Consider the following 17,585-nt stretch of genomic DNA (forward strand, 5'->3'; position numbering starts at 1 on the left):
GAATCGCTCCAGCTCAGTTGAGCCGCGTCAGACGCGGCGCAGGGAATCGGGGGACTTGTCGGCGAGATGGACCACCAGCTCGCCGAACAAGGTATTGGCCCACGCGAACCACACGCGGGTGAATTGCTTCGGGTCGTCCTGGTCGAACGACTCGTGCATGAAGCCGGTACCGGCGTGGGTCGTCTTCAGCCAGTGCAGGCACTGGCGTTGCTCGGCCACGTCGGTAGTGGTGAAGGCCTTCATCATGATCGACATCGGCCAGATCATGCGCAGGCCTTCGTGCGGGCCACCGACGCCTTCGCCGGCGCTGCCCTTGAAGAAGTACGGATTGTGCGTGCTCCATACGCGGTCACGCGTGCGCTGGTAGCGCGCATCGTGCGGCGCGCTTTCCAGGTACGGCAGCGCCAGCAGGCTCGGCACGTTGGCATCGTCCATGAACAACTGGTTGCCGTAGCCGTCGACCTCGTAAGCCCAGTAGTCGCCCTGGGGATCCTTGACGACACCGTACTGCTCGACGGCCGCGGCGACCTCATCGGCCAATGCATGGCATTCGTCCGCGAATACCTGGTCGCCGTAGAAGCTGGCGTGCATCTGCGCGAGGCGGCGCAGGGTGACCACGGCGAACAGGTTGCCCGGGATATTGAACGGGTAAACCGTCGCATCGTCGGACGGCCGGAACATCTGGTGGATCATGCCGACCGGGCGGGTCGGCTGGCCATAGCCCTTCAGGAACTGCGTTTCGGTCGGGTTGGGCGAGGGACGCTGGAAATGGTACGGACCCGGATTGTCCTTGCGCTGCTGCTCACGGAACGTCGTCACGATGAGCCGCGTGGCAGCGCGCCAGGCATCGTCGAAGGGCTCGCGGTCGCCCGTGGTCTGCCAGTAGCCGTGCGCGAGGCGCACGGGGTAGCACAACGAATCGATTTCCCACTTCCGCTCGGCGACGCCGGGCTTCATGTCGGTCTGGTCGGCCTGGGCCCAGTCCAGTTTGCTCTTGCCCTTCGGGTCGGGCAGGAAGGCGTTGGCGTACGGATCGAGGGCAATGCAGCGTGCCTGCCGGCGGATCAGGCCGCGGAACAGCTTGCGCAAGCCTTCGTCCTTCGGCGTCAGTGGCAGGTAAGGCCACACCTGGGCCGAGGAATCGCGCAGCCACATAGCGTCGATATCACCGGTGACGACAAAGGTGTCTTCGTAGCCATCCAGCCGGCCGACTTCCACCGTGGTATCGAGGGTGTTCGGGAAGCAGTTCTCGAACAGCCACGCCAGTTCGGGATCGGCGATCTTCTTCTTCGTCGAGGCGATCAGCGCTTCGACCGCGGCGCTGGTGAACTTGCGCTGCCCGACGGGGGGACGTTTACCAGGAAAACGCGAGGCAGCGAACGCGCCCGTGCTGATGCCACCGACCAGGGCGACGCTGGGTACGAGCGACAGCCATTTGATGAGGTTACGACGACTGGGATTCATGGCTGACTCTCCTTCAGGGCATCGACCAGCGATCGTACCGACAGGGCATGACGAAGCGTCTCGAGGTCGACGTGGCCGTCGATCGTGACGTCCACGCTCTCACCCGGCAGCAGGTCGAAGGCATTGTTGGACAAGCGGACATCGAGGTCCCCGGTATCGATCCATACGGCGCGCGCGAGGCGCTTCGCGCTCACCGTCAGCACGATGCCGTGATCGGTTTCGCGCAAGCTCGTGGCGAGCTCCGGCAACGGCAGCGCGAGCGTGCGCGCCGCACCGAAGTACAGCAGGTGGTGCGCCAGCGTCTTGCCCTGCTCGATCAGGTCGAAAGCGACGACGGTGTGCTGCGGGTCGGCACCCTTGAGCAGGGCCGCATCAGCGACCTGTTCCACGCGGGTGCTGGCCAGCGCGGTCGCGTGGACAGGGCGACTCTCTTCGCGAATCAGCTTTCCACCCATGTCGTAGACACGCATGTGCAGGCTGGCATCGAAGTCAGCCGTGCGATCGGACACCGCGAACACCTCGGTCTTGCCGTCGCGACGCAGGGGAACGATATCCACCGGCGCATAGAAGCGCTTCGCGTGGAACTGGAGTGCCTTCCAACGATTGAAGTAATCCACGCTGGCCCACGACGCACCGGGCCACACGTCGTTGAGCTGCCAGTAGAGCGAGCCCATGTTGCGCGGGCGGGCACTGCGCAGGTGCTCGGCGGCCAGCTCGATACCCTCGGCCTGCATCACCTGGCTGAGGTAGACGAAGGACGGGAAGTCCTTGGGCTCACCATATTCCTGGCGGATGTACAGCAGCAGGCGCTGGTTGCCATCACCGTTGGCGAACTTCTGGTGGGCGCGCATTACCTTCGATTCCGGCTGCATGTCGCCGGGCTCGGCAAAGGCCTTGATCGTCGCCATCACCGGGAAGGACTGCAGGCCGTACTCGGACTGGAAGCGCGGCGTGACATCGAGGTAATGCGAGATAGGCTCGGAGCCGGACCACACCTTCCAGTAGTGGAAGTCACCGTCGTTCTCGACATTGGCTTCGCCGTCGAAATCGGTGCTCGGCGAACTGGCCCAGTAAGGTGTCTGCGGCGAAAGGTCACCGACGACCTTGCGCAAGGTCTTGCCGAACAGTTCGTGCATGCCCTCGTCGAGGCGACGCACCTCGTCGGCATTGATGAACTTGCGGAAGTCTTCGCGATCCGGCCACGATTCCCAGCCGGTCTGTACTTCGTTGTTACCGGCCCAGAGCACGATGGACGGATGGTCGCGCAGGCGGGTCACCTGCTCAACGGCTTCGATGCGTGAGCTTTCGCGGAAGGCGGGGTCATAGGGCGTGATCGCGCCGCCGAACATGAAGTCCTGCCAGATCATCAGGCCCATGCGGTCGGCCGCCGCATAGAACGCGTCGTCCTGGTAGGTACCGCCACCCCACATGCGCAACATGTTCATGTTGGCGTCGCGCGCCGACTGCAGCATGGCTTCCATGCGCGCCGTGGTCACCCGCGCCGGAAAGCTGTCGAACGGGATCAGGTTCGCGCCCTTGGCGAAAATGGGCACGCCGTTCACTACGAAGGCAAAGCCCCTGCCCCACTGGTCTTTCTCACGGCGCAGCTCGACGCTGCGCAAACCCGTCTCGCGATCGGCTTCGGCCAGGCTCGCCCCGCCAGCGCTGACGCTGGCATGGAAGCGATAGAGATTCGGGTCGCCGTAGCCCACCGGCCACCAGCGTTGCGGATGATCGATGTCGATCGGAACGGCAACGTGGTTTTCGCCAGCGGCCAGGGTCACGTCGCGCTCCTGCGCACCATGCGTGCCATTCGGCGCGGTCCACTCGACGGTGACCTTTGCCTTGCCCGCTTTGTCGGCGCGCAGGTCGAGCTGCGCATCGACATGCGCGCTGGCTTCGTCGACCTTCGCCTGCGCGATGTGGAAATCGGCAAGGCGCAGGTCGTCCCAACTTTCCAGGCGCACGGGACGCCAGATGCCGGCGGCGAGGTAACGCGGACCCCAGTCCCAGCCGTAGTGGTAATTGGCCTTGCGGACGTAGTTGGAGGTCTGCTTGCCCTTCGGCTCATCGCCGAAGGAGGAATCGAATTCACCCGGCAGCGCGTACGGCTGCTTGAGCAGCCAGGGCTGCAGGCGGGCGATGGGTGACTGGAAGTGCACCAGCAGCGTATTGCTGCCGGCATGCAGGTTGTCTTTCACCGGCAGGCGCCAGCGACGGAACATGTTGTCCGCGGCCAGCAGCTTCTTGCCGTTGAGGCTGACCTCGGCAAAGGTATCGAGGCCGTCTAAAACGAGATCGACGTGACCACGCTTGAGCGCGGCCACGTCGAGGTCGAACGAGAGCTGGTAGTCCCAGTCGGCGAGGCCGATCCACTGGAGCCCTGCCTCGTTGTCGCGCCAGAACGGATCACCGATCCGTCCCAGCGCCAGCAGGTCCGTCTGGACGGCTCCCGGCACGATGGCCGGTTGCCAGTCCGTCGGGGCCTTCTGCGCGATCGCTGGCGCCGCCCCGGGGGCGAGGCGGAACCGCCAGCCGGCGGAGAGGTCCCTCTCCCCCGGCGTGGCTGCCGTGGCGGCGCTGGCGACGAGCCAGGCCACCACCGCCAGCGACGCGCGGCGCATCACAGCTTGAAGCCCAGCGTCAGCGTGTAGGTGCGGCCGTTCTTGTAGGCATTGAGCGGCTCGGCCGGCGTGTTGTTGTAGACGTAATACGTTTCGTCGAGCAGGTTGGTGCCGTCGAGCGAGATACGCATATGGTCGTTCACCTGGTAGCCGATGGAGGCGTCTAGTTCACGGAAGATACCGGTGATCTGCGCCGACTCCAACTGGGCGATCTGGGTGAAGTACGCCGAGCGCCAGCTGTACGTCACGCGCGCGTCCCACGGACCCTTTTCGTAGTACGGGCTGAGGTTGAACGCGTTCTTCGAGTTGTACGGCAGCGGGAAGTCATTGCTCGTGCTCGCGTCGGAGTACGTGTAGTTGGCCAGCATGCCGAAACCGTACTTGAATGTCTGCTGGTAGGTCAGCGACACGCCCTTGACCTTGGCCACGCCGGCATTCACCGGGATTTCCATGTCATACACGTCGTCACGCAGGTTGGTCAGGTTGTAATGCGTCTGCTTGACGTTGGTGTTGAGGATGTAGCCGGAGATGCGACGGTAGAACAGCTCGGCGGACAGCACGCTGTTCTCCGAGAAGTACCACTCCGCCGAGGCATCGTAGTTGGTCGACTTGTACGGCTTGAGGTCGGTGTTGCCGCCCGAACCGGTCAGCGTGCGGTCGTCCAGTGCGATGTACGGGGTCATCTCCTGGTAACGCGGGCGGGCCATGGTCTGCGCCGCGGCGAAACGCAGGGTCACGTCTTCGATCGGGTCATAGGCGATGTTGAACGACGGCAGCCAGTCGTGGTACGTGCTGCGCTTGTTCACCGGCGCGTACTGGTCCGGGCCGATGCTGTTGTAACCATTCACCGTGTCACGCGTGCGGTAGTAGCGCACACCGAGGTTGCCGCGGTAGGAGTCACCGGAGAAATCGCCCTGGATGTAGAAGGCGCGGTTCTGCTCGGCGATGCTGTACGTGGCCTTCGGATCCAGCGGCGTGCTGGTGACCAGGCTGTTGACGTAGTCCTGCAGGCCGCCGCGGCTGATCGTCGTCCAGTTGGCCATGCTGCCCGTACCGTCCAGGCCACCGAGGTAACCGCCGGGCGTGCCGCCGCCGTCCAGGTCCGAAAGCGAAACGCCGCTGCCATCCGGCGACGGGATGCGTGCCGCGTAAGCGTCCTGGCCGTTGAGATGGTTGGTCGCCTTGATGCCGACCTCGATCTGGTTCAGCGGACCCCACGTCACGTCGTGGCGGAAGTCGGTCTGGAAGTAGCGCTCGCGGTCATAGCTCGGCGCATAGCTGAAGCCGGCACCATGGGCGAGCATCGCCGACGGGTTGTCCGGGCTGTTGAAGTTGATCTGCGGGTGCTGGCCGTCGAGGTTCCAGTTGTAGCCACCGAAGCCCTGGAACTGCGCGTTCCAGATGCCTTCGGAGCCACCGGTGGAACCGGTGTAGCCGACCTGGCTCGTGGCCGACCAGCCGTCGCCGTACCAGTCGGCGCGCAGCTGCGCTGTGCCGGTGTTGACCTTGGACTCGCGCTCATAGCCGTCGAGGTAGGTCGACGCGCCCGGACCGTAGGAGCCGCTGGTGCCCACACCGTTCTGGAAGTTCAGCGCCGTGGCGTCCGGCGCGCTGCCGGACCAGTCGCCGTAATGGCTCTGGTTGAAGTTGTCGAACTTCTCGGTGACGTAGAGGCCGGTGAAGTTCAGCTCGAACGCGTCGTTCGGCTTCCACTGCAGGTCGGTCGAGACGCCGTCACGCTTGCGCTGCTGCTGGAACCACGCGGTATTGATCGCGGTCGGGTAGACACCCTTGGTGCCCGGCGCGACGACGCCCGGATTGAACTGGTGGTTCGGGTCCGTATCGGTCGGATCGTTCGCGCGCTGGTAGCCGAACACCTCGGTGCCCTGGCGATCGATGATGCGATCGGAATGCATCACCGAGCCGAGTACGCCGAAGGTCGAATCGTTGTTCTTCCAGCTGTACAGCGCGGAGGCGTTCGGCTTGCCGGTGTCGGCGCGGTCGTTGTAGCCATAGCTGACGCTGCCGGTGAGCGTGTTCGCTTTCAGGTCGAGTGGCTTGCGCGTATTGACGATGACGGTGCCGCCAATGCTGCCCTCGTCGAGATTCGCCTGCGGGGTCTTGTAGACCTGGGCGTTACCGATGATTTCCGAGGTGAGCAGGCTGTAATCGAAGGAGCGGCTGTCCGGGTTGTTCGGATCCGACGTCCAGTTGGTCGACGCCAGCGTCTGGCCGTTGAGGAGCAGGCGGTTCAGCGCCGGGTCGGTGCCGAGGATGCTGACCTTGTCGCCTTCGCCGAAGTTGCGGTCCACGCTGATGCCCGGGAGGTGCGACAGCGATTCAGCCACGTTGCGGTCCGGGAACTTGCCCACGTCTTCGGCCGAGATGGCCTCGATGATGGAGTCCGAGTTGCGCTTGAGGTCCAGCGACTTCTGCAGGCTCGCGCGGATACCCGTCACCGTGACACCGGCGAGGTTCGCTGCGTTCTGTGCATCGGCGTCGGTGGCCGGTGCGGCGGCCGGCTCGGCTTTCTTGATGGTCGTGGCAGGCGGGTTGGTCGCGCCGGCGTCCTGCGCCATGACGGAGCCTGTGGCGAACAGCCCGGCCATGATGGCCATGGAAAGGGCGCTGATCCGGTGAGTCACTTCTATCTCCTGGGGACGAGAATGGTTTTTTCGGGACGAACGACACCGCGCAAGCTTTCGCCTGCGTTCGTCGTTCGTTCCATGGATTTAAGTCGGTTGCCCTGCGCGGTGGGGGCCGCGGTGGATCGCTGTTGCAGCCGTGTTACGCAGCGGATTTTTAAGGTCCGCTGACAACGTTGTCAACCATTTTTTAACTCGATCTAAAGTCAGGCGAATTCGTTTAAGTCATTGATATACGTTTAAATAGTTGAATGACGAAAATACTGCACTGCGGAAAATCTCATAGGGGATTTGGATCGATCCATGCGCGGGCAAGACATTCGATGCGAGCGCGTAAGCCACTGCCCGGGCGACAGTTTTTCAAAGCGGGATGCGCAGGGCCATCGAGAGGGCTCGTCGGGGAGCCGCTTTGTTGCGGCGCAGCGTAAAAACATGTGTATCCGATGCCAACTCGCGGATGAACGACATCGGCAAGTCCTTGCGGTTTGGCGCTTCAGACAGCCATCGCTCACCTGTTTTCGCTGAAGCTGAACGCACGAAGTCCCACGAACGACTAAGGAACTCATGGTGATCAAGCGATTCGCCCTGGATATCTCGATGATGTCCGTCCTGTCCGTCTCACTGATCGGCGCTCTCGCCGGCTGCCAGCGCCAGGCGCCGGCCGACGCTGACGCACAGGCACCCGTCGCGGCGACATCGGCGGCAGGTCCTGCCACCGCATCCACCCAGGCCCCCGCCTACCAGCTGCCGACGGCTGAGCAGCTGTTTGCGCTGGTCGCCCCGATCGCCCTGTTCCCTGACCGCCTCGTCGCGCAGACCCTGGCTGCTTCCACGCATCCCGACGATGTCGGCGCCGCGCGTGACTTCCTTCAGCAGAACCGCAATCTCACCGGCGCCGCCCTCATCGACGCCGCCGACGGCCAGCCGTGGGATCCGAGCGTGAAGTCGCTGGTGGCCTTCCCCGCCGTGCTCGACCAGCTGGCCAACAACACCGAGTGGACAGCTGCACTCGGCGCGGCCTATGCAAGCGAGCCCACCGATGTCATGAACGCAATCCAGGTCATGCGCGGCCGGGCGCGGGCGCACGGCAACCTGCAAAACTCCGCGCAGCAGGTCGTACAGGTCGAGCAGCGAGGCCCGTCCGTCGACGAGACCGTTGCCGACGACAACGGCATCGTCGCCGCACCCGCGCAGACCATCGTCATCGAGCCGGCCGAGTCCGGCGTGGTCTACGTGCCCGATTACGATCCGGACGCTGTCTACGGCGAGCCGATCGTCACGCGCGTCTATTCCCAGGGTTGGTACGAGGAACCGCCGCGCGACCGTGGCGATCTGGTCGCCACCGGCCTGATCTCGTTCGGTGCCGGTGTGCTGGTCGGCGAGTTGTTCGCCTCGCACGGGCACCGCGAGCCGCCGCGTTGGGGCTGGAATTCGTGGAACACCTCGTGGGGCGGCGGCCGGCCGGGTGGCCCGCACTATGGCGGCCGTCCGGCGATCGTCTACGACAACCATCCCTATGCAGTGAATCGCACGACGGTGATCAACCGCACGGTCAACATCAACCGCTCGGTAAACATCGATCGTTCGAACCACATCGACAACCGGCACGACTTCAATAACAACAATATCGACAACCGCCGGCAGGCGGCACCGGTCGCAACCGGTGCGCGTCCGGCGCCACCCGACTACGCGCACATGCAACGCCCGAACTTCACGGCCGGCATGACGCACCCGACGGCGCCGAACGCGCGCCCTGCCCTGCCGCCGCCGCAAGCGCAGGCGCAGGCGCAGGCGGAGGCGGAGGGGCAGCGTGCCGACGGGCGTGGTCTGGCATTCGGCCAGCGTCCTGGCAACCCCGCCGATCCACGCAATGCGAACGCAGCGCGGGCATTCCGCCCCAGTCAGAACCCGCCAGGCCAGAACGTCACGCGGAACGAACCGACGCGATTCGATCCGCGCCAGCAGGCAGGCGGTCAGGTGCCACACGTCGACCCTCGCGAACAGCAGCGGGCCACGCAGGCGGCGCAGGCCGCGCAGGCGCAGCAACAGGCAAATGCACGGGAGCAGGAAGCTGGACGGTCGCGCGCGGAAGCGCAGCAGCGCGCTGCCGCGATGCCAAGGCCGCAGCCGGCAGCACAGCCACGGCTACAGCCGCAGCCGCAGCCGCAGCCGCAGCGTCCGCAGCAGATCGAACGGCAGCCTGCGCAGGAACGACCGATGCCGCAGCGCGCGGAACCCCAACGCGAACCGCAGCAGCGAATGGAACAGCCGCGACCGCAGCCGCAACGCGTGGAGCAGCAGCACGAACAGCAACGTTCTGCACCTCAGCAGCGTCCAGCCCCTCAGCAACGGCAGGAACCGCAGCACGAGAACCATGCGCCTGCGCAAAAGGCTGCTCCACCCGCGCATCACGACAGGCACGACGACCACTAAAGGCAGCGCGACATCCGCTGCGGCGCTGGACCTTCAGTGTTTGAAGGGTGAGGCGCAGAGCCTTCGGTGCCTGAAGGTCACGGCGCAGAGCCTTCGGTGCCCACCCTCGCTGCTCAGACACCCCTTCGCGTTTCGTACCGGAAAGGCCGCTGCGCGGCCCATGTATCCATCTGGCCTACGGCCGCTCCACTTGTCGGGAACTCGCCTCGAGGGTGGGCACCGAAGACTCTCCCCAGCCCCGAGGTTCGTGAGGTCGAGCTGACGAAGCAACGCCGCTTCGGCTGTTGGCTCTCCTTACAGCTGACCGTATCGTCGTGAGAGACCTTGGTGTCCACCCTCGATGCGAGTTCCGGACAAGTGGAGCGGCCGTAGGCCAAATAAGTACATCGGCCGCGGTAGCGGCCTTCCGGTACGAAACGCGGAGGACTGTCTGAGCAGCGAGGGTGGGCACCAAGGTCTCCCCGCGAGACGCCCAAGTGTAGAAGGCGATGGTAAAAGCCGAGCCCGCGAGGCCAAAGGCAAGCCGGTCGAGCGCCCCAAGCCCCGGTGATCTGCGAAGAACCAAAAAAAAGAGCCCGGTGTAAGCCGGGCTCTTCATTGCAACCTGAGGTGGTCGCTTACTTCTTGCGTGCCCGCTTCACCGGCGCAGCCTTGCGTGCGGCGGCGACCTTTTTTGCCGGGGCCTTCTTCACGGCTGCCTTCTTCACTGCGACCTTCTTGACTGCCGCCTTCTTCGGCGCCGCTTTCTTCACCGCGACCTTGCGGGCCGGCACGGCCTTCTTCGTCGCGGCAACACGCACCGTCTTCTTCGCCGCCGCGCGCTTCGCTGTCTTGCGAGCCGCAGGCTTCTTCTCGGCAGAAGCCGATGCATCCGTCTTGGGCTTGGCGGTACGACGGGCATTGAGCTCCGCGGCGGAGTTCAGCGGACGCCACGAACGGCCACCGAGGGCGAGCAAGGTGTCGGCCGAGGCCGGACCCGCGCTGCCGGAGGCGTAGTTCGGGAAGTCGGCCGGCGTGCGCTGTGCCCAGTCGTCGAGGATCGGCTGCACGGCGCGCCAGCAGGCTTCGACCATGTCGGCACGCTGGAACAGCGTGGCGTCGCCGGTCATGCAATCGTAGAGCAGCGTTTCGTAGCCCACGTTCGGCTCGGCGCGGAACCAGTCGGCGTACTTGAAGTCCATGCGGACCGGTGCGAGTTCCACACGCGGGCCGGGGCGCTTCACGTCGAACTGCAACGAGATGCCTTCGTCCGGCTGGATCTGCAGCACCAGCCAGTCCGGACCGAACGCGTCCATGCCGGTGCCACGGAACGGGGCAAACGGCGCGGACTTGAAGCGGATCGCGATCTCCGTTGTGCGGCGACCCATATGCTTGCCGGTGCGCAGGTAGAACGGCACGCCCGACCAGCGCCAGGTGTCGATAGACAGCTTCAGCGCGACGAAGGTCTCGGTCACCGAATCCGGCGCCACGTTCGGCTCGTCGCGGTAGGAGGTGGCCAGTTCGTTGTTCACCGCGCCCGGACCGTACTGGCCGCGCACCGCGTCTTCGGGCTGGATCGGACGGATTGCCTCGATCGTCTCGGCCTTGCGCGTGCGCACGGCTTCGGCGTCGAAGGAAGTCGGCGGCTCCATGGCGACCATGGCCAGCAACTGGAACAGATGGTTCGGCACCATGTCGCGCAGCGCGCCGGTCTGCTCGTAGAACGAGCCACGGCGTTCCACGCCCACGGTTTCGGCCACGGTGATCTGCACGTGGTCGATGCGATCGCGGTTCCAGATCGGCTCGAACAGGCCGTTGGCGAAGCGGAACGCCATGATGTTCTGCACCGTTTCCTTACCGAGGAAATGATCGATGCGGTAGATCTGGTCTTCGCGCAGCACCTTGAGGATGCGCTCGTTCAGCGCATGCGCGGAGGCGAGGTCGTGGCCAAAGGGCTTCTCGATGATCACGCGGCGCCAGAACTGGCCATCCGCACCACCGTCGTCGACCAGGCCGGCATTCTTCAGCTGCTCGATCACGTCGCCGAAGAAACGTTCCGGGGTTGCCAGGTAAAAGAGCACGTTGCCCTTGGTGCCACGGCTCCGCTCTGCCGCCTTGAGCTTGGTGGCGAGGCTCTGGAAGGCACTGAGGTCGTCGAAGTCGCCTGCGTGGTAGCTCATCTGGCTACTCAGCCAGCCCCAGGCATCGTCGTCGAGCTTGGCGCCGGCATTGCTGACGTAGCGCTCGAGCGCGGTGCGCAGGCTTTTCTTCCAGGCGTTGTCGGCCATCTTGCCGTGATTGAAACCGATCACGGAGAAATTGTCGGACAACAGGCCGGTGCGACGCATGTTGTACAGGGCGGGAACGACGAGGCGGCTGGTGAGGTCACCGGCAGCGCCGAAAATCACGACGGTACACGGGTCGGCCGGGTGAGCGCGCGAGGTAACGCGCTTCGATTGGGCTTGGCTCATGCACGGACTCCTTGGGGATCGGTGGTAGGGGGGGAAGCGTGGCTGTCGGCAGTCGCGCTGAAACCGTGCGCGAGACTGAAAGCGGCATTAACCAACGCTACGTGGGAAAAGGCTTGTGGGAAATTGCCCAGCAGTCGTTTCGACCGTGGATCGTACTCCTCCGCGAGCAGTCCGAGGTCGTTCGACAGAGCAACCAGGCGGACAAAAAGCGCTCTCGCCTCGTCCAGCCTGCCCAGCAGCACGTAATTTTCCACCAGCCAGAAGCTGCATGGCAGGAACTCGCCCTCCCCCGGTGGCAGGCCATCCACGCCACTGCGCGTGTCGTAGCGGCGGACGAATCCCTCGACGAGCAGGTCCTCTTCGATGGCCCGGACGGTGGCGACGATGCGCGGATCGTCCGGGGGGAGGAAGTCGGAGAGCGTCACCAACAACAGGCTGGCGTCGAGCTCCGTCGAACCATAAGACTGGGTGAAGCAGCCGCGGACGGGATCCACGCCCTTGGCGAGGATATCGGCTTTGATCTCGTCGGCGACGTTTCTCCAGCGTTGGACGAAATGCGGGTCGCGACCGTCGCGGTTCTGTTCGGCCGCACGCTGGAAAGCCAGCCAGGCCATGACCTTGGAGTGGACGAAGTGACGCGGCTCACCACGGATTTCCCAGATGCCTTCATCCGGGTGGCGCCAGATGCTTTCGAGGTGTTCGAGGAACACCGACTGCACGTCGTCGGCATCGGGCTGCAGCGCGACGCCATGGCGCACCGCGTGGGCGAAGGCGCCGACGAGTTCACCGAAGATATCGAGCTGGAACTGTGCCGATGCCGCATTGCCGACACGAACCGGCTTGGCACCTTCGTAGCCAGCGAGCCAGGGCAGCTCGTATTCCTCGAGCCGACGTTCGCCAGCCAGGCCGTAGAGGACCTGCAACTGGCCGGGCGAGCCGGCAACGGCGCGGCGTACCCACTCGCGCCAGGCGCTGGCTTCATCGTGGTAACCCGCATTGACCAGGGCCGAGAGCACGAAGGTAGCGTCGCGTGCCCAGCAGAAGCGGTAGTCCCAGTTACGTTCGCCACCGAGCTGCTCGGGCAATGACGTGGTCGGCGCGGCGACGATGCCGCCGGTAGGCAGATAGCTGAGGCCCTTCAGCACGATGAGCGAGCGGCGCACGATATCGCTCCACTCGCCCGAGTCGTTGCAGCGACCGGACCAGTCTTCCCAGAAGGCCAGCGAATCCTTCAGTTCCTGATGCGCATCGAGCGCTTCGGGCGGTGGCAGGTGCGAGGCACCCCAGGCCATGACGAAGGGGATCGAGTCGCCCGCGCTCACGGCGAAACGCGCCACGCTTTGCATGCCCTCGCCTTCCACCGCGATAGGACTGCGCACCACCAGCAGGTCGGGACCAGCGACCGCGGTCATCGTGGTCTCGTCGACGCGAGTCACCCAGGGCACCGCACTGCCGTAGTCGAAACGAATGGTCAGGATGCTTTCGAAGTCCACCCGGCCCTCGATACCTTCGACGATGCGCGTCACGCCGACCTGCTCGCCGGCGAACGGCATGAAGTCGATGACGCGGGCACGGCCGGTCGCGGTGCGCCACTCCGTTTCCAGCACGAGGCTGCCGTCGATGTAACGACGCTGACAGGAGGCGTCGGGATCCGAAGGCGCGACGCGCCAGCGTCCGTTGCTTTCGTCACCGACCAGGGCGGCGAAGCAGGCGGCCGAGTCAAAGCGCGGCACGCATAGCCAATCAATGGAACCGTTGCGTGCCACCAGGGCGGCGCTTCGGCAGTTGCCGAGCATCGCGTAGTCTTCGATCAGGGATGCCATGAAGTCCTCGTCGTATGAGCGCTATTCCGTTAACGGTAGTCGCCGGGACGTTAGAACCGCGTAGCGATCAGTGCCCCGAAGTAGCCACCGGCGTGCGATCGCCGCGCGCGGCTTCGAACAGGCTGTGCGCAAGTTCCTGCTCCCCATAGATGACCTCGCTGGCACCGAGGCCGGCGAGGTGATCCATGCACTCCTGCGAGTGGGCGCGCGCGACGATGGGCAGGTCGGCGCGGGCCTGGCGTGCAGCGCGAACGACCTGCCCCGCTTCGAACGGATCCGGCACCGCCACGATCAGGGCGCGTGCGCCGGCGAGGTTGGCTTCGGCCAGGACCAGCGATGCCGCGGCGTTGCCGATAACGACATCCGCGCCACCCGAATCGCGCAACGCACGCACGGCATCTTCGTCGGTTTCGATGACGAGCACGCGCGCGCCGGCGGCACGCAGCTCGGCGAATACGCGACGACCGACACGACCGAAACCGACCAGTACGGTGTGGCCGCCGACAGCTGCCGGATGCTGATCGGGAGCATCGGCATCATGTTTCGCGATCCAGCGATCGAGGGCGACGAACAGCAAGGGATTCACGAGGATCGACACGATGGCCGCGGCGAGGATCACGTCGCGCGCCTGTGCACTGATGAGGCCAACCGACACACCGAGCGCGGCAAGGATGAAGGAGAACTCACCGATCTGCGCCAGACTGGTGGCGATGGTCAGCGCGGTTTTCACAGGCCGGCCGAAGGCCCGCACGATGACGAAGGCAGCGGCCGATTTGCCGACGATGATGATCAGGCAGGCGGCCAACACGACCCACGGATGCTCGACCAGGATATGTGGATTGAACAGCATGCCGATCGAGACGAAGAACAGCACGGCGAAAGCGTCACGCAACGGCAGGGTTTCCTCCGCCGCCTGCTGGGAGAGTTTCGACTCACCCATCATCATGCCGGCGAAAAAGGCGCCCAGCTCGAACGAGACGTCGAAAAGATGCGCGGCACCGAACGCGACACCCAGGGCCATCGCCAGTACGGCAAGGCGGAACAACTCACGCGAGCCCGTGGCCGACACAGCCTGGAGTGTCCAGGGAATCACGCGCTTGCCGACGATGAGCATCAAGGCAACGAAGACCACCACTTTGCCGATGGTCCACGCCACGGTCTCGAACAGCTCGCCCATCGACGGTGTTGCGCCGCCCTTCTCCGAACCCAGAAAGCCACCGATGGCCGGCAGCAGGACCAGCGCCAGGACCATGGCGAGGTCTTCGACGATAAGCCAGCCGACGGCGATGCGACCGCGATCGCTGTCGAGCAGCCGCCGCTCTTCCATGGCGCGAAGCAGGACCACGGTGCTCGCGACCGAGAGTGCCAGACCGAAGACGAAGCCCTGGGCGAGCGGCCAGCCCAAACCCCAGCCGAGCAGCATGCCGAGACCGGTGGCGACACCCATCTGGACGGCGGCGCCGGGGATCGAGATCGCCTTGACCGAGAGCAGGTCCTTCAGCGAGAAGTGCAGCCCCACGCCGAACATCAGCAGGATGACGCCGAGGTCCGCGAGTTCCTGGGCGATGCCTGCGTCGGCTACGTAGCCCGGGGTGAAAGGCCCGGCGACGACACCCGCGACCAGATAGCCGGCCAGGACAGGCAGCCGCAGGCGGTTGGCAATGGCGCCGAAGATGAAAGCGAGAACGAGTCCACCGACGATGGTGGCAATGAGAGGCGTGGCGTCGTGCATGGCGGCTCCTTGAGTCGTCGTTGGCCATGACCGTATCAGCTAAACCGCTCCGCTGGCTTTTCGCCGCTGAAGGGGCTCCCACCCGTCCTGATCACCGATGAATCAGCTCCTACGGGGGCTGAGAAGAATCTTAGGCGCCGCTGGCGGTCAGGACGGCGAGGAAATCCTTGCCGTAGCGCTTGAGCTTGTTTTCGCCCACGCCACTGATCGAACCGAGTTCGTCTTCGTTGGCGGGCAGCGCGCGAAGCATCGCCAGCAGGGTCGCGTCGTGGAAGATGACATACGCGGGCACGCCGTGCTGCTTCGCCAGCTCCGAGCGCACACGACGCAACTCGCTCCACAACGGCTGTTCGATCTCCTCGATACCGAGTGACCCGCCCGTGGTCGCGGGAGAGGGCCGCGAGTTACGACGTCCTTTGGCTGGACGCGCGTCCTCACGCAGCCAGACCTTGCGTTCGCCCTTGAGCACCGGGCCGCTGGTCGGTGAGAGGCGCAGCGTGCCGTATCGCTCGGGGTCTGCTTCGATCAGGCCGGCAGCGAGCAACTGGCGGAACACCGAACGCCATTGCGTGGCGTCCATGTCGGCGCCGACACCGAACACAGTGAGCTGATCGTGACGCAGGTCGCGCACACGCTCGCCCGCTTCTCCGCGAAGGATTTCGATGAGATGCCCTGCGCCGTAGCGCTGGCCACTGCGATAGACACACGACATGGCCTTCTGCGCGGCCAGGGTCGCGTCCCACGTCGTGGGTGGGACAAGGCAGTTGTCGCAGTTGCCGCAGGGCTCCGGGTAAACCTCGGCGAACGCCTCGAGCAAGAGCTGTCGACGGCAACGCGTGGCTTCGGCGAAACCCAGCAGGGAGTCGAGCTTCAGGCGCTCGATGCGCTTGCGATCGTCGCCGGCCTCGGACTGCGAAATCATCTGGCTCATGGTGACGACGTCACCCAGGCCGTAGACCATCCAGGCTTCGGCCGGCAAGCCGTCACGACCGGCACGGCCGGTCTCCTGGTAGTACCCCTCCATGCTGCGCGGGAGGTCCAGGTGGGCGACGAAGCGTACATCGGGTTTATCGATGCCCATGCCGAAGGCGACCGTCGCCACCATGACCACGGCGTCTTCCCGCAGGAATCGCTGCTGGTGGCGCGTGCGCATATCGCCGTCCAGGCCGGCGTGGTACGGCAACGCCTCGACGCCGGCCTCGACCAGCCAGGCAGCGGTCTCGTCGACCTTGCGGCGGCTCAGGCAGTAGACGATGCCGGCTTCACCGCGGTGCGCGTCGAGGAAGTCCAGCAGCTGGCGTCGCGCGTTCTGTCGCGGCGCAACGCGGTAACGGATGTTCGGTCGGTCGAAACTCGACACGAAGCGACGCGCCTCATTCAGGCCGAGGCGCTCGACGATTTCTTCCCGCGTGCGGTCGTCGGCCGTGGCGGTGAGCGCGATGCGCGGGACTTCGGGGAAACGTTCATGCAGCACCGCCAGTTCGCGATACTCCGGGCGGAAGTCATGGCCCCACTGGGAGACGCAGTGCGCCTCGTCGATGGCGAACAGCGCAATCGGAATCCGGTCGAGCAGGCCGAGGAATCGCCCTGTGAGCAGGCGCTCCGGCGCGACATAGAGCATGTCGAGGTCACCGGCGAGAAGGAGCTCTTCCACCTCACGCTGGGTGGCCGAATCGAGGCTGGAGTTGAGGTAACGGGCGCGAACGCCGGCCTCGGTCAGCGCATCGACCTGGTCTTGCATGAGGGCGATGAGGGGCGAGACGACGATGCCCGTGCCATGGCGCATCAGGGCGGGAATCTGGAAACACAACGATTTGCCGCCGCCGGTGGGCATCAGGACGAGAGCGTCGCCGCCATTGGCGACCTCTTCGACGATGGCCTGCTGCTGGCCGCGGAACTCGGGGTAACCGAAAACGGAATGGAGAAGATCGTGGGCCGGGGACTGCATGCCGCCATGCTAACAAACGGGGACCTTCTACCGTCATCTACTGACAGCTGAACGGGCCGTAGGCCTACTCCGATTTGAGACGCCAGCGATGTTCTTCCGCAACGTGTGGGCGGGTAATAGGCGTGGGCCCGCCGCGTGGCTCGTCGGCTGTTCGTATCCCAGGGGAACGAATATGAAGCATCCGTACCTGACCGCTACGTGCCTCGCCGGTGTCCTGCTGATGGGCACTCTTCCCGTCCATCCCGAAAACGGCCGCGTCGCCTTCGCGGGTAGCATCGTCGAGCCGGCCTGTCCGCTGCGGGACGGCCTGCTCGATTGTCCACCCGGCCGCCCGTCCACGGCCATCGTCCGTGCGCTCGACATGAGGTCCGCCCAACGCCAGATCCACGCGGAGTTGTTCGCCTACGCCCTCCAACGAGATCGCACGGCAGCCTGGCGCGTCGTGGACGTCACCTACCCCTGAGCC

At 65.0% G+C, this 17,585-nt stretch carries 9 protein-coding genes; 2 read left to right on the top strand and 7 right to left on the bottom strand.

From position 1 onward, the window contains the following. Positions 1 to 27 precede the first annotated feature (27 nt). Genes ACVWWJ_RS18820 through ACVWWJ_RS18830 form a run of 3 tightly spaced genes read right to left on the bottom strand, consistent with a single transcriptional unit; the run spans position 28 to position 6,667 of the window. Positions 28 to 1,464 (bottom strand): glycoside hydrolase family 125 protein, encoded by a 1,437-nt coding sequence (locus ACVWWJ_RS18820; protein ID WP_456969045.1) that lies wholly within the window; start codon positions 1,462 to 1,464, stop codon positions 28 to 30. Beyond that, entirely contained in the window at positions 1,461 to 4,088 is a 2,628-nt protein-coding gene (locus tag ACVWWJ_RS18825; RefSeq protein WP_456969046.1) for a beta-mannosidase, read from the bottom strand. The genes ACVWWJ_RS18820 and ACVWWJ_RS18825 overlap by 4 nt, the downstream gene beginning before the upstream one ends. After that, positions 4,088 to 6,667, bottom strand: a complete 2,580-nt coding sequence (locus tag ACVWWJ_RS18830) for a TonB-dependent receptor (RefSeq protein WP_159892565.1) — start codon at positions 6,665 to 6,667, stop codon at positions 4,088 to 4,090. Before ACVWWJ_RS18830 ends, ACVWWJ_RS18825 begins: the two co-directional genes overlap by 1 nt. A gap of 630 nt (positions 6,668 to 7,297) precedes the next feature. On the opposite strand from ACVWWJ_RS18830, the gene ACVWWJ_RS18835 reads away from it, so the two are divergent. Then, positions 7,298 to 9,166: a DUF3300 domain-containing protein gene (locus ACVWWJ_RS18835; protein WP_456969047.1), complete on the top strand. Its 1,869-nt coding sequence runs from the start codon at positions 7,298 to 7,300 to the stop codon at positions 9,164 to 9,166. 617 nt (positions 9,167 to 9,783) lie between these two features. Here ACVWWJ_RS18835 and zwf read toward each other — a convergent pair. From zwf to recQ, 4 genes are all read right to left on the bottom strand, one after another. Then, positions 9,784 to 11,616: a glucose-6-phosphate dehydrogenase gene (gene zwf / locus ACVWWJ_RS18840; RefSeq protein ID WP_456969048.1), complete on the bottom strand. Its 1,833-nt coding sequence runs from the start codon at positions 11,614 to 11,616 to the stop codon at positions 9,784 to 9,786. Then, entirely contained in the window at positions 11,613 to 13,439 is a 1,827-nt protein-coding gene (locus ACVWWJ_RS18845) for a glycoside hydrolase family 15 protein (protein WP_456969049.1), read from the bottom strand. Before ACVWWJ_RS18845 ends, zwf begins: the two co-directional genes overlap by 4 nt. A gap of 67 nt (positions 13,440 to 13,506) precedes the next feature. After that, complete coding sequence (ybaL, locus tag ACVWWJ_RS18850; RefSeq protein ID WP_456969050.1) at positions 13,507 to 15,171, bottom strand: YbaL family putative K(+) efflux transporter; 1,665 nt, start codon at positions 15,169 to 15,171, stop codon at positions 13,507 to 13,509. Positions 15,172 to 15,301: 130 nt separating this feature from the next. Then, on the bottom strand, positions 15,302 to 17,119 hold the full coding sequence (gene recQ, locus ACVWWJ_RS18855) for a DNA helicase RecQ (RefSeq protein ID WP_456969051.1): 1,818 nt from the start codon (positions 17,117 to 17,119) through the stop codon (positions 15,302 to 15,304). 172 nt (positions 17,120 to 17,291) lie between these two features. Between recQ and ACVWWJ_RS18860 the strand changes: the two genes are divergently transcribed. Beyond that, the gene (locus ACVWWJ_RS18860; RefSeq protein WP_456969052.1) at positions 17,292 to 17,582 is read left to right on the top strand and encodes a hypothetical protein; all 291 of its coding nucleotides are present in this window, start codon (positions 17,292 to 17,294) and stop codon (positions 17,580 to 17,582) included. Positions 17,583 to 17,585 lie beyond the last annotated feature (3 nt).

Source organism: Luteibacter sp. HA06 (assembly GCF_054061215.1).

Excerpts from the sequence above, each read along its gene's own strand:
- ACVWWJ_RS18820 (WP_456969045.1), bottom strand. The coding sequence starts at position 1,464 with ATGAATCCCAGTCGTCGTAACCTCATCAAATGGCTGTCGCTCGTACCC.
- ACVWWJ_RS18825 (WP_456969046.1), bottom strand. The coding sequence starts at position 4,088 with ATGCGCCGCGCGTCGCTGGCGGTGGTGGCCTGGCTCGTCGCCAGCGCC.
- ACVWWJ_RS18830 (WP_159892565.1), bottom strand. The coding sequence starts at position 6,667 with ATGGCGCAGGACGCCGGCGCGACCAACCCGCCTGCCACGACCATCAAG.
- ACVWWJ_RS18835 (WP_456969047.1), top strand. The coding sequence starts at position 7,298 with ATGGTGATCAAGCGATTCGCCCTGGATATCTCGATGATGTCCGTCCTG.
- zwf (WP_456969048.1), bottom strand. The coding sequence starts at position 11,616 with ATGAGCCAAGCCCAATCGAAGCGCGTTACCTCGCGCGCTCACCCGGCC.
- ACVWWJ_RS18845 (WP_456969049.1), bottom strand. The coding sequence starts at position 13,439 with ATGGCATCCCTGATCGAAGACTACGCGATGCTCGGCAACTGCCGAAGC.
- ybaL (WP_456969050.1), bottom strand. The coding sequence starts at position 15,171 with ATGCACGACGCCACGCCTCTCATTGCCACCATCGTCGGTGGACTCGTT.
- recQ (WP_456969051.1), bottom strand. The coding sequence starts at position 17,119 with ATGCAGTCCCCGGCCCACGATCTTCTCCATTCCGTTTTCGGTTACCCC.
- ACVWWJ_RS18860 (WP_456969052.1), top strand. The coding sequence starts at position 17,292 with ATGAAGCATCCGTACCTGACCGCTACGTGCCTCGCCGGTGTCCTGCTG.